General features: G+C 70.2%; 13 protein-coding genes and 1 tRNA gene. 7 read left to right on the forward strand and 7 right to left on the reverse strand.

Annotated features, from left to right (window positions below):
- The first annotated feature begins 2 nt into the window (after positions 1-2).
- On the forward strand, positions 3-1436 hold the full coding sequence (gene cysS, locus QRN40_RS12070; protein WP_285115887.1) for a cysteine--tRNA ligase: 1434 nt from the start codon (positions 3-5) through the stop codon (positions 1434-1436).
- Positions 1433-2452 carry a 23S rRNA (guanosine(2251)-2'-O)-methyltransferase RlmB gene (gene rlmB / locus QRN40_RS12075; RefSeq protein ID WP_285115888.1) on the forward strand — a complete coding sequence of 340 codons (1020 nt, stop codon included), beginning with the start codon at positions 1433-1435 and terminating at the stop codon, positions 2450-2452. Before cysS ends, rlmB begins: the two co-directional genes overlap by 4 nt.
- 21 nt (positions 2453-2473) lie before the next feature.
- Here the strand turns inward: rlmB and QRN40_RS12080 are convergent, their stop codons facing one another.
- Together QRN40_RS12080 and QRN40_RS12085 are read right to left on the reverse strand one after the other, a co-directional pair.
- Positions 2474-3775 carry a DUF4032 domain-containing protein gene (locus QRN40_RS12080; protein WP_285115890.1) on the reverse strand — a complete coding sequence of 434 codons (1302 nt, stop codon included), beginning with the start codon at positions 3773-3775 and terminating at the stop codon, positions 2474-2476.
- Positions 3776-3859: 84 nt separating this feature from the next.
- Positions 3860-4954, reverse strand: a complete 1095-nt coding sequence (locus tag QRN40_RS12085) for an ABC transporter ATP-binding protein (RefSeq protein ID WP_285115892.1) — start codon at positions 4952-4954, stop codon at positions 3860-3862.
- 264 nt (positions 4955-5218) lie between these two features.
- On the opposite strand from QRN40_RS12085, the gene QRN40_RS12090 reads away from it, so the two are divergent.
- Together QRN40_RS12090 and QRN40_RS12095 are read left to right on the forward strand one after the other, a co-directional pair.
- The gene (locus tag QRN40_RS12090; protein WP_285115894.1) at positions 5219-6166 is read left to right on the forward strand and encodes a DsbA family protein; all 948 of its coding nucleotides are present in this window, start codon (positions 5219-5221) and stop codon (positions 6164-6166) included.
- Between the two features lie 52 nt (positions 6167-6218).
- Positions 6219-6291 (forward strand) — tRNA-Thr (locus QRN40_RS12095).
- A gap of 15 nt (positions 6292-6306) precedes the next feature.
- Here the strand turns inward: QRN40_RS12095 and QRN40_RS12100 are convergent.
- Positions 6307-6759, reverse strand: a complete 453-nt coding sequence (locus QRN40_RS12100) for a MerR family transcriptional regulator (protein ID WP_285115896.1) — start codon at positions 6757-6759, stop codon at positions 6307-6309.
- Positions 6760-6912: 153 nt separating this feature from the next.
- Between QRN40_RS12100 and QRN40_RS12105 the strand changes: the two genes are divergently transcribed.
- Entirely contained in the window at positions 6913-7521 is a 609-nt protein-coding gene (locus QRN40_RS12105; protein ID WP_285115897.1) for an alpha/beta hydrolase, read from the forward strand.
- Here QRN40_RS12105 and QRN40_RS12110 read toward each other — a convergent pair.
- The 3 genes from QRN40_RS12110 to QRN40_RS12120 are packed head-to-tail and all read right to left on the reverse strand — an operon-like array spanning position 7518 to position 9807.
- The gene (locus QRN40_RS12110) at positions 7518-7913 is read right to left on the reverse strand and encodes a PLD nuclease N-terminal domain-containing protein (RefSeq protein ID WP_285115898.1); all 396 of its coding nucleotides are present in this window, start codon (positions 7911-7913) and stop codon (positions 7518-7520) included. The two genes, QRN40_RS12105 and QRN40_RS12110, sit on opposite strands and share 4 nt — an antisense overlap.
- Positions 7914-7936: 23 nt before the next feature.
- Positions 7937-9469 carry a carboxylesterase/lipase family protein gene (locus QRN40_RS12115; RefSeq protein ID WP_285115899.1) on the reverse strand — a complete coding sequence of 511 codons (1533 nt, stop codon included), beginning with the start codon at positions 9467-9469 and terminating at the stop codon, positions 7937-7939.
- Positions 9466-9807 (reverse strand): YciI family protein, encoded by a 342-nt coding sequence (locus tag QRN40_RS12120; protein WP_285115900.1) that lies wholly within the window; start codon positions 9805-9807, stop codon positions 9466-9468. The genes QRN40_RS12115 and QRN40_RS12120 overlap by 4 nt, the downstream gene beginning before the upstream one ends.
- Before the next feature lie 175 nt (positions 9808-9982).
- Here QRN40_RS12120 and QRN40_RS12125 point away from each other — a divergent pair, with 175 nt between their 5' ends.
- Positions 9983-10930, forward strand: a complete 948-nt coding sequence (locus tag QRN40_RS12125) for a siderophore-interacting protein (RefSeq protein ID WP_285115901.1) — start codon at positions 9983-9985, stop codon at positions 10928-10930.
- A 3-nt stretch (positions 10931-10933) separates the two neighbouring features.
- On the opposite strand, the gene lepB is transcribed toward QRN40_RS12125, so the two are convergent.
- Positions 10934-11668, reverse strand: a complete 735-nt coding sequence (gene lepB / locus QRN40_RS12130) for a signal peptidase I (RefSeq protein ID WP_285115902.1) — start codon at positions 11666-11668, stop codon at positions 10934-10936.
- A 130-nt stretch (positions 11669-11798) separates the two neighbouring features.
- On the opposite strand from lepB, the gene QRN40_RS12135 reads away from it, so the two are divergent.
- Complete coding sequence (locus tag QRN40_RS12135; RefSeq protein WP_285115903.1) at positions 11799-13265, forward strand: M23 family metallopeptidase; 1467 nt, start codon at positions 11799-11801, stop codon at positions 13263-13265.
- The last annotated feature ends 4 nt before the right edge of the window (positions 13266-13269 follow it).

A 13269-nucleotide genomic window follows, 5' to 3' on the forward strand; every position in this document is an offset into this window, starting at 1 on the left:
GCGTGACTCTTCGGCTCTTCGACACCAAGGCGGGCGCGCTGCGCGACTTCGTCCCCCTGCGCGACGGCGAAGTCGGCATGTACGTGTGCGGCCCGACGGTGCAGTCATCGCCGCACATCGGCCACCTGCGCTCTGCGCTGGTCTACGACCAGCTGCGGCGCTGGCTCTCCTACCGGGGACTGGATGTCACGCTCGTCCGGAACGTCACCGACATCGACGACAAGATCCTCGTGAACGCGGCCGCGGGCCTCGCCGAGGGCGGCAGCGAGCAGTGGTGGGCGCTGGCCTACCGTTTCGAGCTGGAGTTCACGGATGCGTATCGCGCCCTCGGCGTGCAGGCGCCGACCTACGAGCCGCGCGCGACAGCGAGCATCCCGCAGATGCAGGAACTGATCGAGAGGCTGATCCAGGCCGGACACGCGTACGCGGCGGCGGACGGTTCGGGAGACGTCTACTTCGACGTGAAGAGCTGGCCGTCGTACGGCGAGCTCACCCGGCAGAGCATCGACAACATGGAGGCGGCGAGCGACGCGGACCCGCGCGCGAAGCGCGACCCGCGCGACTTCGCCCTGTGGAAGGGCCGCAAGGCCGACGAGCCCGAGTCCGCCGCGTTCCCGTCGCCCTGGGGCGATGGGCGCCCCGGATGGCACATCGAGTGCTCGGCGATGTCCCGGCGCTACCTCGGGCCGCAGTTCGACATCCACGGTGGAGGCCTCGACCTGCGGTTCCCGCACCACGAGAACGAGGTGGCCCAGTCGACGGCGGCCGGCGACGCGTTCGCGAACTACTGGGTGCACAACGGGCTCGTCAACGTCAACGGGCAGAAGATGAGCAAGTCGCTCGGCAACTCGGTCTACGCGGCCGACCTGCTGGGCGCTGCGCGTCCGCTCGTCGTGCGCTACTACCTCGGGTCCGCCCACTACCGCTCGACCATCGACTACCACGACGGCTCGCTCAGCGAGGCCGAAGCGGCGCTCGACCGCATCGCCGGCTTCTTCGAGCGGGTCGAGCGCCGGCTCTCCGGCACCCGTTTCGCCGGTCACGGGGTGGAGATCGTCCCGGACGCCTTCGCCGAGGCCATGGATGACGACCTGGCCGTGCCGCAGGCTCTCGCCGTGCTGCACGACACCGTGCGCTCAGGCAACGCGGCGCTGGATGCGGAAGACTTGGAGGCGGCCGCCACCGCCCGCGGGCACGTGCTCGCGATGACGGAGGTGCTCGGCATCAACCCGCTTTCGCCTCAGTGGCGGAACGGCGGCTCGTCCGCCGCCGAATCGGCACTGGGGGAGCTCATCGAGCGGCTCCTCGCCGACCGGCAGGACGCCAGGGCCGCCCGCGACTTCGCCGCAGCCGATCGCATCCGCGACGAGCTGACGGCGGCAGGAATCACCATCGAAGACACCCCATCGGGGTCGCATTGGAGCATCGGATCATGAAGAACTCGGGTGGAAAGCCCCGCGCCGGAGCGGTGCGCAAAGGCAAGAAGGGCCCCCAGGTCGGCACCGGCGGCCACGGTCGCAAGGCGCTGGAGGGACGAGGACCGACGCCCAAGGCGGAGGACCGCGACTACCATCCCGCCGGCAAGGCGAAGGCCCTGCGCGAGCGCGCCGCCGCGAAGGCCGCACAGCGCGGAGGACGGGACGCCCAGCCTCGAGGCGCGTCCGGCGCCTCGCGTCGGGCGAAGAGCGGCGACGAGAGCGAGATCGTCACCGGCCGCAACTCGGTGCTGGAGGCGCTCCGCGCCGATATCCCCGCCTCGACGCTCTATGTGGCGGCGCGGGTCGAGTTCGACGACCGGATGAAGGAGATCCTCTCCATCGCGACCGGCCGCGCCATCCCGATCCTCGAGGTCATGCGTCCCGAGCTCGACCGGCTCGCCGGACGCGACGCCGTCCACCAGGGCGTCGCCCTGAAGGTGCCCGCGTACGAGTACGCGCACCCGATCGACCTGCTCGACCGGACCGTGCGGTCCGGTCAGACGCCGTTGTTCGTCGCGCTCGACGGCATCACCGACCCGCGTAACCTCGGGGCGATCATCCGGTCAACGGCGGCCTTCGGCGGCCAGGGCGTCATCATCCCGCAGCGGCGGTCGGTCGGCATGACGGCGTCCGCGTGGAAGACGTCCGCCGGCGCCGCTGCGCGCACCCCCGTCGCAATGGCGGCGAATCTCACCGCGACGCTCAAGGAGTTCAAGAAGGCCGGAGTGTTCGTGCTCGGGCTGGACGGCGGCGGGGACACCGCGCTCCCGGGCCTCTCGTTCGCCGACCGACCCGTCGTGATCGTCGTGGGCAGCGAGGGCAAGGGCCTGTCGAGGCTCGTGACCGAGACCTGCGACGCAGTGGTGTCCATCCCGATCACGGCCTCGACCGAGTCGCTCAACGCAGGCATCGCGGCGAGCGTCACGCTCTACGAGATCTCCAAGCTGCGCGCCGAGGCGAAAGCCGCCGAGTAGCGGTCAGGACGACGGCGCTCGTCAGACCTTCGAGCGCCAGTCGTCCTCGTCCTCGTCGTCCGCCGCCGCCGCTCCGCCCAGCACCGGGATGCTGATCGTCTCGGTCGGCGGTGCGATGACGGTCGCCTCGTCGCGGCGGTGGCGCAGGATGTCGTTGATGTACGACGTGAGAGCCTCGGCCAGAGGGACATCGCGTCCCTCCTTCTGCGACATGAACCAGCGGTGCTCCAGCAACTGGTGGAAGACCTCCGCCGGCTCCAGCTTGCCCTTGAGGTCGGCGGGGATCGAGCGGATGACCGGCTCGAAGACGCGCAGCAGCCACTCGTGCGCCATCGCCTCCTCGTCGAGGCCTTCCTTGCCGACGGTCGCGGAGTAGGAGTCCAGGTCGTTGAGCAGGCGGCGGGCCTGGTTCTCGCCGGTGTCGAGACCGGTGAGCCGCAGCAGGCGCCGCTGGTGGTGGCCGGCATCGACGACCTTCGGCTGGATGCGCACCTTCGTGCCCTCCTCCGAGGTCTTGATGGCCAGCTCCTCGATGTCGAAGCCCAGCTCGTTCAGCCGTTCGACGCGCTCGCTGATGCGCCAGCGCTCCGAGGACGCGAACGACTCGCTCCCGGTCAGCTCCTTCCAGAGCGATCGGTACGCCGCGACGATGCCGTCGGAGAGGCGGATCGGGTCGAGCTCCTCGTCCGCGCGTCCGCCGGCCTCCAGATCCATCAGCTCGCCGGCGATGTTGACCCGCGCGATCTCGAGGTCGTTCTCACGCTGCCCGTTGGAGAGGCCGCCCTCGTAGAGCTGACCCGTCTCCGCATCCACCAGGTACGCGGCGAACGCACCCGCGTCGCGGCGGAACAGGGTGTTGGACAGGGAGACGTCGCCCCAGAAGAATCCGACGATGTGCAGCCGCACCAGCAGCACGGCGAGGGCGTCGACGAGGCGCGTCGCCGTGTCCGGCCGGAGGGTCTGCGAGAACAGGGCCCGGTAGGGGAGGGAGAACTTCAGGTGCCGGGTCACCAGTGCCGCGTTGAGCGGCGTCCCGTCGTCGTCCGTGCGGTTCTTGATGACCGCGACCGGGTCGACGCAGGGCACGTCGTAGCGCTGCAGCGTCCGCAGCATGTCGTACTCGCGCTGCGCCATCTCTGCCGTCGTCTCCTTGATGGCGATGACGTAACCGGAGAGGTTCGCAAAACGAACGAGGTGCCTGCTGATGCCCTTGGGCAGCAGAGCGATGTGCTCATTCGACCAGTTCTCGAGCGGCAGATTCCACGGGAGGTCGAGGAGCGCCGGGTCTACGGTCGCTGCGGTGATGTTGACGGATCCGGCCACGATGGTCCTCCGGTCGGTATAGGGGGAGAAAGCACTCTGCCGCAGCCCGATCCGGGACTGCGGCAGAGTGAGGTTTTATCGAACTCAGTCGACGACAGCACCGCCGAGGCGCTCGCCGGTCTCCGCGTGGAACGCGTGGACGTGGCCCGGCTTCGGGGTGATGTAGACCGTGTCGCCCGCGTTCGGGTGGATGCGGCCGTCGACGCGACCGACGATGTCGGTGCGCTTGCCCTCGATCTCGGAGTGGCCGTACAGGTAGCCGTCGGCGCCGAGCTCCTCGACGAGGTCGACGGTGACTTTGAGGCCGGTGCCCTCGGTGGTCGACACGACGACGTCCTCCGGACGCACGCCGATGGTGACCGACGGGCCCGCGTTCGCGATGATCTCGCGCTCGATCGGGACGACCGAGGTGCCGAACTTCACGCCGCCGTCGGTGACGTCGGCCGAGAACAGGTTCATGGCCGGGCTGCCGATGAAGCCGGCGACGAACACGTTGTTCGGCTGCGCGTACAGGTCGCGCGGGGTGCCGACCTGCTGCAGCACGCCGTCCTTGAGCACCGCGATCCGGTCGCCCATGGTCAGCGCCTCGGTCTGGTCGTGCGTGACGTAGACGGTGGTGACGCCGAGACGGCGGGTCAGCGAGGCGATCTGCGTGCGGGTCTGCACACGGAGCTTCGCGTCGAGGTTCGACAGGGGCTCGTCCATGAGGAACACCTGGGGCGAACGCACGATCGCGCGGCCCATGGCGACGCGCTGACGCTGACCACCGGAGAGGGCCTTCGGCTTGCGGCCGAGGTACGGCTCCAGGTCGAGCAGCTTGGCGGCCTCGAGGACGCGCTGGGCGCGCTCATCCTTGCCGACGCCGGCGATCTTGAGCGCGAAGCCCATGTTCTCCGCGACGGTCATGTGCGGGTACAGCGCGTAGTTCTGGAACACCATCGCGATGTCGCGGTCCTTCGGCGGCACATCGGTGACGTTGCGCTCACCGATGAAGATGTTGCCGTCGTTGACCTCTTCGAGGCCCGCGAGCATGCGGAGGGAGGTGGACTTGCCGCAGCCGGAGGGACCGACGAGAACGAGGAACTCCCCGTCTGCGATCTCCAGGTCCAGTGCGTCCACGGCGGGGCGGGTGGAACCGGGGTAGAGCCGGGTCGCCTTGTCGTAGGTGACTGTCGCCATTTTCTTCTTGTCTCCTTCACCGGCAGGTACGTGCCGGACGATCCGTAGTGAATGGATGTACGTGGTCGACGTCCGATGGCGTCGATGCCACGTGGCCATAATATGGCATCGGCGCACCAACCGAGGACCGGGCGCATCCAGCGATCGTCTGGTTCATTCCCAGACAGCCGGTTTACGCTATCCCGGTTGTGTGCGCCGGAGGTGCGCCTGCCCGCCGCGTCCCCCGCGCGGCCCGTTCGACCCCGAGAGCAGCATCCGGAAGATATGAGCCCAGAGACTCCCAGCGACGACAGCCGCAGCGGCGACGAGAGCCGCAGCAGCGACAAGAGCCGCAACAGCAGTGTCCGCGCGGCCGCCCGCGAGAAGGCGCGACAGCTCCGCTCCACCCAGCAGAAGCGCGAACGCCGCAACCGTTGGCTGCTCTCCGGAGGCATCGTCCTCGGCGTGCTCGCCGTCGTCGCGATCGTCGCCGTCGTGATCGTGAGCGCGATCCGCCCCACGGTCCCCGGTCCCAAGAACATGGCGAGCGACGGCGTGGTGGTGGGCTCCGGCCTCAAGGTGAAGACGACCACCGCCCTCGCGTCGGACGCGAAGCCCGTAGCCAGCACGCCCGACCCGTCGGGCAGCACCGTCGACATCCGCATCTACGCCGACTATCTCTGCAAGCTCTGCGGCGACTTCCAGCGCACGAACCTGCAGCAGCTTGAGCCGCTGGTGAAGGATGGCGCGGTCACCGTCGAGATGCACCCGGTGGCGATCTACACCAGCCACTCGGCCGGCACCAAGTACTCCCTCCGGGCCGCGAACGCCGCCGCCTGCGTGGCGAACTACGACCCGGACGCGTTCTGGACGTTCAACTCCTCCCTGTTCGAGAAGCAGCCGGCCGAGGGCGGCCCGGGACTGAGCGACGACGTCCTCAAGAAGCGGGCTGCCGCATCCGGTGCGAAGAGCATCGGAGAGATCGACTCCTGCATCGACGACGGCCGCTTCAAGACCTGGGTCATGACGGCCAGCGACCGTGCCCTCAGCGGCCCGATCCCCAACTCGGACGTCAAGAAGATGACGAACGCGCTGCTCGTCCTGGTCAACGGCAAGCCCTACACGGGCTCGCTGACCGACGCGGACGCCTTCAAGGCATTCGTGCTTCAGGCGCAGGGCGACGAGTACTCGTCGACCGCCACGCCGACCCCCACTCCCACCGCAGCGCCCTGATCCGCCGGTCACGGCCGCTGCCCTAGGATGTAGGCGGCGGGTGACCGCCATCGCCGGCTTAGCTCAGTTGGTAGAGCACTCGCCTTGTAAGCGAGCGGTCGCGGGTTCGAGTCCCGCAGCCGGCTCTTCCGCCTAGCGCCTTACCTATCGCCCAGGGCAGACCGGGTCGCCGTTGCCGCGAGGATGAGGCGATCGAGGGCGGCCGTCGGCGTCGTGGCGGCGCGGACCGCTTCGTCCCAGACCCGCTCGTACGCGGCTTCGCTGACGGCGAGCGAGCGGGTGTCACGTCGGCCGGACGTCGGCCCCGGCGCACGAAGGACGAGGAGTCGCTCCCGAAGCAGGAACGCCACATTGTCCGCCGGCGCGATGCCGCGCATCCCATCGCGGATGCACACCACCAGGTCGCCGGTACTCGTCGCGTGCCTGACCTGGCGGATCGTCATCCCCACGAAGCGGGCGAACTCGCCGATCGTCATGACGGCGGGCAGCTTGCTGACGTATTCGTCGGCGATGACGACGCGCAAGCGGGTCAGGGCGGACTCGCCGCCCTGGCTGGGTTCGGAGACGTCCTCCGGTGGCGAACTCTCGATCACTGCGATCCCTGTCCTTTCAGACGTGCGGCCTTTCAGGCGTGCGGCCTTTCAGGCGTGCGGCGAACACGCTTCACCTGTAATGGACGGAGTCGTATGCCGACGCATGACGCGAGACCGCTGGACGCAGGGCTGGAGGTCAGGCTGAATGGGAGCATGGCGTCGTCACCTCAGCCCGTCCTCCTGTTCCTGCACGGTCGTTACGGCCTCCGGGACGATCTCTCCTGGATCGCAGAGCGCGCGCCCGCGCCGTGGCGCACCGTGATGCTGCAAGGTTCCGTACCCCTCGGCGACCGTTTCGAGTGGTTCCGGGTCTCCGACGAGAACGGGCGGGGTGCCCTCTCCGCCGACGCGGCGCCGGCGGCCGATCGCCTGCTGTCGTGGATCGAGGAGACGGTCGGAGACGCGCCGGTCGGTGCGGTCGGATGGTCGCAGGGCGGCGCAACGGCCCTGCAGGCGCTGCGACGAGCCCCGGGCCGGCTGCGGTTCGTCGTCACGCTCGGCGGCTTCACCACCCTCGACGGCGAGTGCGGCGACGCCGAACTGGAGGAGCGTCGACCCCCGGTGTTCTGGGGGAGGGGCGCCGACGACACCGCGATCACGGCGGACGATCTCGCACGGATGCGCGAGTTCCTCCCGGCGCATTCGACACTCGAGGAGCGCGTCTACCCGGGCACCGGTCACGACCTCTCGGACGCAATGGCTGACGATGCGTTGCGGTTCATCGCCGCGCAGTCGGGCACGCTCGAGGCCGTCGCCGGCTAGGCCGTCTCGGTCGCGCCCTCGTCCGCTTCGCTTCGGCGACGGACCTCCGCTTCGAGGCGACGGATGCGCTCGTCGCGTTCCGCCTCCTCGATCTCGCGTTCGAGCGCGGCGAGCTGCGCCTCGGTGCCCGACGGATCGGCGTGGAGCGGCTCGGCAGCGGTGCGCGCCTGCGTGGGCGGCGCGGGCATCCGCAGGACGCGACGGCGGGGAGCGCTCGCCGTGTGTTCGCGTCCGAGTGCGAACCACAGGATGCTGCCGATCAACGGCAGCAGGATCACGATGAAGACCCACGCCGGCTTGGGCAGATGCTTCACCTGATCGCTCGGCCGCAGGATGATGTCGACCAGCGCGAAGACGAACAGCGTCAGGGCGAGCAGCGGGACCAGCAGCATGCGGCCGAGTCTAGGGGGAACGCTCAGCCCAGCGTGAGGACCCGCTCGCCCCATCCCTCGCGCAGGGGGCCGTCGAGGTCGGGGACGACCCGATCCTCGGCGTCGATCACCAGAGTGGCCCGCGTGTCCTCGTCGTAACGGGGCCAGCCGGGGCCGGGGATGCCGTCGTGGGCGTAGGCGGACCAGCGCGCCCGCATCCGCGCGGAGACGACGGCAGCGGGCCGCCGTCCCCCCAGCAGGAACGACGGGTCGCGGGGGAGGGCGCCGAACTCTCCCCACACGTACGGCAGGTCGGTCGCGTGCGAGGCGCCGATTCCGGTCAGCCGGAGCAGCGGAGGCGCGAAGTCGAACCGGTAGAGGTGCGTCGGAGCCACCCTGCTGTGGCCGGCGGCGACCCAGAGCGCCGGCATCCGGAACGCGATGTCGGTCGCGACCCGCACGCCCAGCGACGAGCGCTTCCGCGAGTAAGCGGCCATCACCCGCTGCGGCGGCGGGAGGAGCGCACCGCCGCGTTGCTCGGTCTGCATCGTCTGGAACATGCGCTGCAGGGCGGCCCGGCGGATGGGCAGCAGCGGGGACCGCATGAGCCGGAACAGCGTCGCCTCGTCGCGGTTCGTGCCGATCACCAGCGGGACCGGCAGTCCGCGGCCGTCGCTGAGCACGCGGATGGGCGCCTCGGGAAGAATGTCGTCTCCAACGACGGGGGCGAACGCCAGCATGCCGGGATGCTCGCTCGGGATCTCGGTGTACACCGCGGCCGCGGCATCCACGATCCGCTCCACCGGCACCTCGCGCAGCGCCGCCGCGTCATCGGATCCCACGCCGAGCCGGTCGAGGAACAGCCGGGCGACGTTCGCGGACCGCTCCGGTCCGTACATCGAGCCGGCGGGAGGGCTCTGCGCGATCGCCCGCTGGAACAGCCCGGCGGCGGCCGGCGAGGCCAGCAGGGCGGTGATCAGCCCAGCGCCGGCGCTCTGCCCGAAGATCGTCACGGCCCCGGGATCGCCGCCGAAGGCGTGGATGTTGTCGCGCACCCAGTGCAGGGCGAGCAGCACATCCCGCAGCGCGACGTTCGAATCGGCCTCCTCGTCACCGGCCGAGCGCAAGTCGAGGAAGCCCAGCGCGCCCAGGCGGTAGTTGAGGGTGACGAGCACCACATCCCCGCTGGTCGCCAGCTCGTCTCCGCGGTAGATCAGCTGACTGGATGCGCCCAGTGCGTACGCGCCCCCGTGCAGCCACACCATCACCGGCCGCGGCCGTCGGGATGGGGGCTCGGCCGAAGGGCGGACCACGTTGAGGAACAGGCAGTCCTCGTCCATCGCGGTCTCGCCCGGAGGGGCGAGGGGCACGGCGGGATTCGGGCGCTGGGGTGCCGCAGGACCGAACGTCGTCGCATCGGCAACGCCGCTCCACGGCGCCGCGGGCACGGGCGCCCGCCACCGCAGACGACCGATCGGCGGCTCGGCGTAGCGGATGCCACGCCAGGCGCAGACGCGGCCGTCGTCACGGCCGCGGACAGCGCCCGCGGCCGTGACGGCGACCGGCCGACCGCTCACGCTTCGGCGGTCTCCCACTGCATGAACGGACGCAGCTCCAGCTGTCCGTTGCGTGCCATCGGGTGGCGCGAGGCGATCTCGATCGCCTCCTCCAGGTCGTCCACCTCGAGGATGTCGAACCCGCAGATCCATTCCTTCGTCTCGGCGAAGGGGCCGTCGGTGATGTACCGCTTCCCGTCGCGGACGCGCACCACACGCGACTCGGACGGCGCCTGCAGCACCTCGCCGATCACGCGCTTGCCCGAGGAGTCGAGCTCATCGACCCACAGGTCGACATCCGACTCGTCCGACTCGGTGTCGGGCTCGGTGCTGGTGACCACGAACATCATGTACTTCATCGTTCTGTCCTCTCGATCGCGAACGCTTCATCCGGACGTCGAACGAGACGACCCCGCTTCGACATTCTGTCCCGGGAGGCCCGCAGGAGTGAAGGATTCAGCGGATCGCCAGGTGGCGCGCGAGGAGGTTAGTGTAGCCTTACCTTAGTCCCGCACCCCGCCCCGGAAGGCCGACGTGACCATCCTCGCCCCCATCCGCACCGAGCGCCCACGGCCTGCCTACCGGCCGTACCGCGCGACGGTAGAGAGGGTGCAGAGGCTCAGCCCGCACTTCACGCGGGTGAGCTTCCGGTGCGACGACTTCGAGCACTTCGGCACCGAATGCCTGGATCAGCGCATCAAGCTGCTGTTCCCGCTCGCGGACGGCTCGTTCTCCGACCTCGGCATGGATGACGAGGAAGCGCACTTCGCGGGCGACTGGTACCAGCGCTGGCGCTCGCTGCCCGAGCACCGGCGCAATCCGTTCCGGACCTACACGGTCCGCGCCATCGACACCGACGGCTGCCGGCTCGACGTCGACTTCGTCGTCCACGGCGACGGCGGCCCCGCATCCCGCTGGCTGAGCGGCGCGACGCCCGGCGACTCGGTCGTCGTCATCGGCCCGGATGCGCGCAGCGCCCACCGAGGCGTCGGCATCGACTGGCGCCCCGGGGATGCGCGCGAGCTGCTCCTCGTCGGCGACGAGACTGCGGCGCCGGCCATCGCATCCATCCTGGAGGCACTCCCCGCTGGTCGTCGCGCGCGGGCGTTCATCGAGGTGCCGTCGGCCGGGGATGCGCTCCCGCTGCGGACGCCCGTGCACGCGACCGTCCGCTGGCTGGCGCGAGGCGACGACGGTCCCGGCACCGCGCTGCTCCCGGCCGTGCAGCGCTGGCTGGCCGAGAATCCGCGTATCGTCACGGGTGCTGCCGCCCGCGGATCGCAGAGGCTGGACGACGTCGATGTGGACCACGACATCCTCTGGGAGAGCCCGGAGGACGCGCACGCCGGGTTCTACGCCTGGATCGCGGGGGAGTCGGGGGCAGTGAAGGCGCTGCGGCGGCTGCTCGTGCGCGAGCACGGAATCGACCGCTCGCGTGTCGCGTTCATGGGCTACTGGCGCCTGGGGCGCTCGGAGAGCTGAGCCCTACTTGTCGTCGCGCTCGACGCCGCGGAACACATCCGGGTAGTCGTCGAGCCACGACCAGTGGCTCACCGGCCAGCTGACCACGAACGCCTTGCCCACGACGTCGGAGAGCGGGACGAACCCCTTGCCCGGGTCGTCCATGTGGTACCGCGAGTCGGCCGAGTTGTAGCGGTTGTCGCCCATCACCCAGACGGAGCCCGCGGGCACGGTGACGTCGAAGGACTTCTCGGAGACCGCCTGCACCCCGGCGGGAAGAAGCACGTAGGGCTCCTTCAGCGGGACGCCGTTCACACTCATCTGGCCGAGGGCGTTGCAGCAGCTGATGTGGTCGCCGGGCAGGCCGATCAGGCGCTTGACCAGGTGCTGGTCGGAGTCGGAGGCGCCCAGCCCGACGAAGTCGAGGACGGCGCCGACGCTCTGCTGGAACGCGTTGCCGGTGGCCGGAGGAGCAGGAGGCAGCCAGCCGCCCGGATCCTTGAAGACGACGACGTCGCCGCGCTGCAGCCCGAACACCTTCGGCTGGAGCTCGTTGACGATGATCCGGTCGTTGATCTGGAGGGTGTTCTCCATCGACCCGGACGGGATGTAGAAGGAGCGGGCGACGAACGTCTTGATGAGGAACGACACCAGCACCGCGACCACGAAGATGACCACCACATCCCGCAGCAGGGTCTTCCAGCTGGACGTGCGCCGGGCGGATCGGCGCGGGCGCGCGGTGGCAGTACTGTCGGTCACAATCTCTCACCGTAACGTGCCGATGCTGTGAGCCGCATCCGACCCCGTTCTGGTGGCTTGTAGGCGGCCCGGCACGGTGAGAACATCTCATTACGAGCCGTCCAGCGTCTGCTGTCGGTTCGTTCCCACCATGCGGAGAGCGTTCGGACGGCAGAGAACGGCGACGCGGTCCCCGGGGCCGCGCCTGGTCCCCGCGTGGGCGGTGCTCATCCTCGTCGCAGGAGGGCTGCTGGGGATGCCGCAGGCGGCTTCGGCCGAGGAATGCACGGTGGCGTGCGCACCTGCGGTCGGTGCGTCGGGAGACCGCGGCGGCGATGGGAAGAGCGGGACGGAGGCTCCGGACCCGACGCCCACGCCGGATCCGACGCCGACTCCGGATCCCACGCCGACTCCGAATCCGACGCCGACTCCGGACCCCACGCCGACGCCCGAGCCCACGCCCACTCCGACCCCGACGCCCACTCCGACCCCGACCCCGACGCCCACTCCGACCCCGACGCCCACTCCGACCCCGACGCCCACTCCGACCCCATCCGCTCCGCCGCCGGTGGAGAACCCGGGTCCGCCACCGACCGACGAGATCACCCTCACCCCGCCCGACCTTCCCGAGTTCCCGACCGTCGACCCGGCGGAGCTCGCGCAGGCGGCGCAGCTGGCCAGCGACCTCGCCACCGCCCAGGAGCAGCTCGCGGAGGCGAGCGCCCAGTCGGACAGCGTCCAGCGAGAGCACGACCGTGCCCAGGCCGCGGCGGATGCGCTCCAGGCCCAGGCGCAGGCGGCGAGCACGCACGCGGCCGCGGCGGCCGCCTTCGCGACCGCGCTGATCCGCTCGTCGGGAACGCACCTGCTGACGCAGGACCCGGTCACGGCAGCCCTCAGGGGGCCGGGGGACCTGCTGACGAAGCTGGGCGCGGCCGACCGGCTGGCGACGCTGTCGGCGTCGCGCGACGCGGCCATCCGCGAGGCGTCTGCCGAGAAGAAGACGGCGAAGACGCTGACGGAGAAGGCCCAGGGCGCCGCCGACGCGGTGGCCGCCATCGACGTCGAAGGCAGCCAGCAGGCCGTCGCCGAGGCGCAGGCACAGGTGGATGCGGCGTCCGCGGCGCTTATCGCCGCGCCCACCGTCATCGAGGCAGGCTCCGGCTGGCAGGTGCTCACGTCCGACCCGTCGCTCGTCGCGAGCGGCTGGGCACTGCCGGTGCACGGTTCGCTGACGGACGTGTTCGGCCCCCGGCCGTCACGTCCTCTGGGTACCGACCCATTCCATCCCGGGGATGACATCGGCGCGGCCTGCGGAACGACGATCTACGCCGCAGCCGCCGGCACCGTGGAGCGGGCGGGCCCGTTCAGCGGGTACGGCAACTACATCCTCATCGATCACGGCGGCGGCGTGGAGACCGCCTACGGACACATCCGCGACGGGGGGATCGGGGTGGCCGTCGGACAGCAGGTGGCAGCCGGACAGCCGATCGCGCAGGTCGGGTCGACGGGACTCTCCACCGGCTGCCACCTGCACTTCGAGGTGCACGTCAACGGCCTCCAAATCGACCCGCAGCCGTTCATGGCTGCCCGCGGTGTGGTGCTCGGAACCCGCTGATCCT

The organism is Leifsonia sp. fls2-241-R2A-40a (genome assembly GCF_030209575.1).
GTDB lineage: Bacteria > Actinomycetota > Actinomycetes > Actinomycetales > Microbacteriaceae > Leifsonia.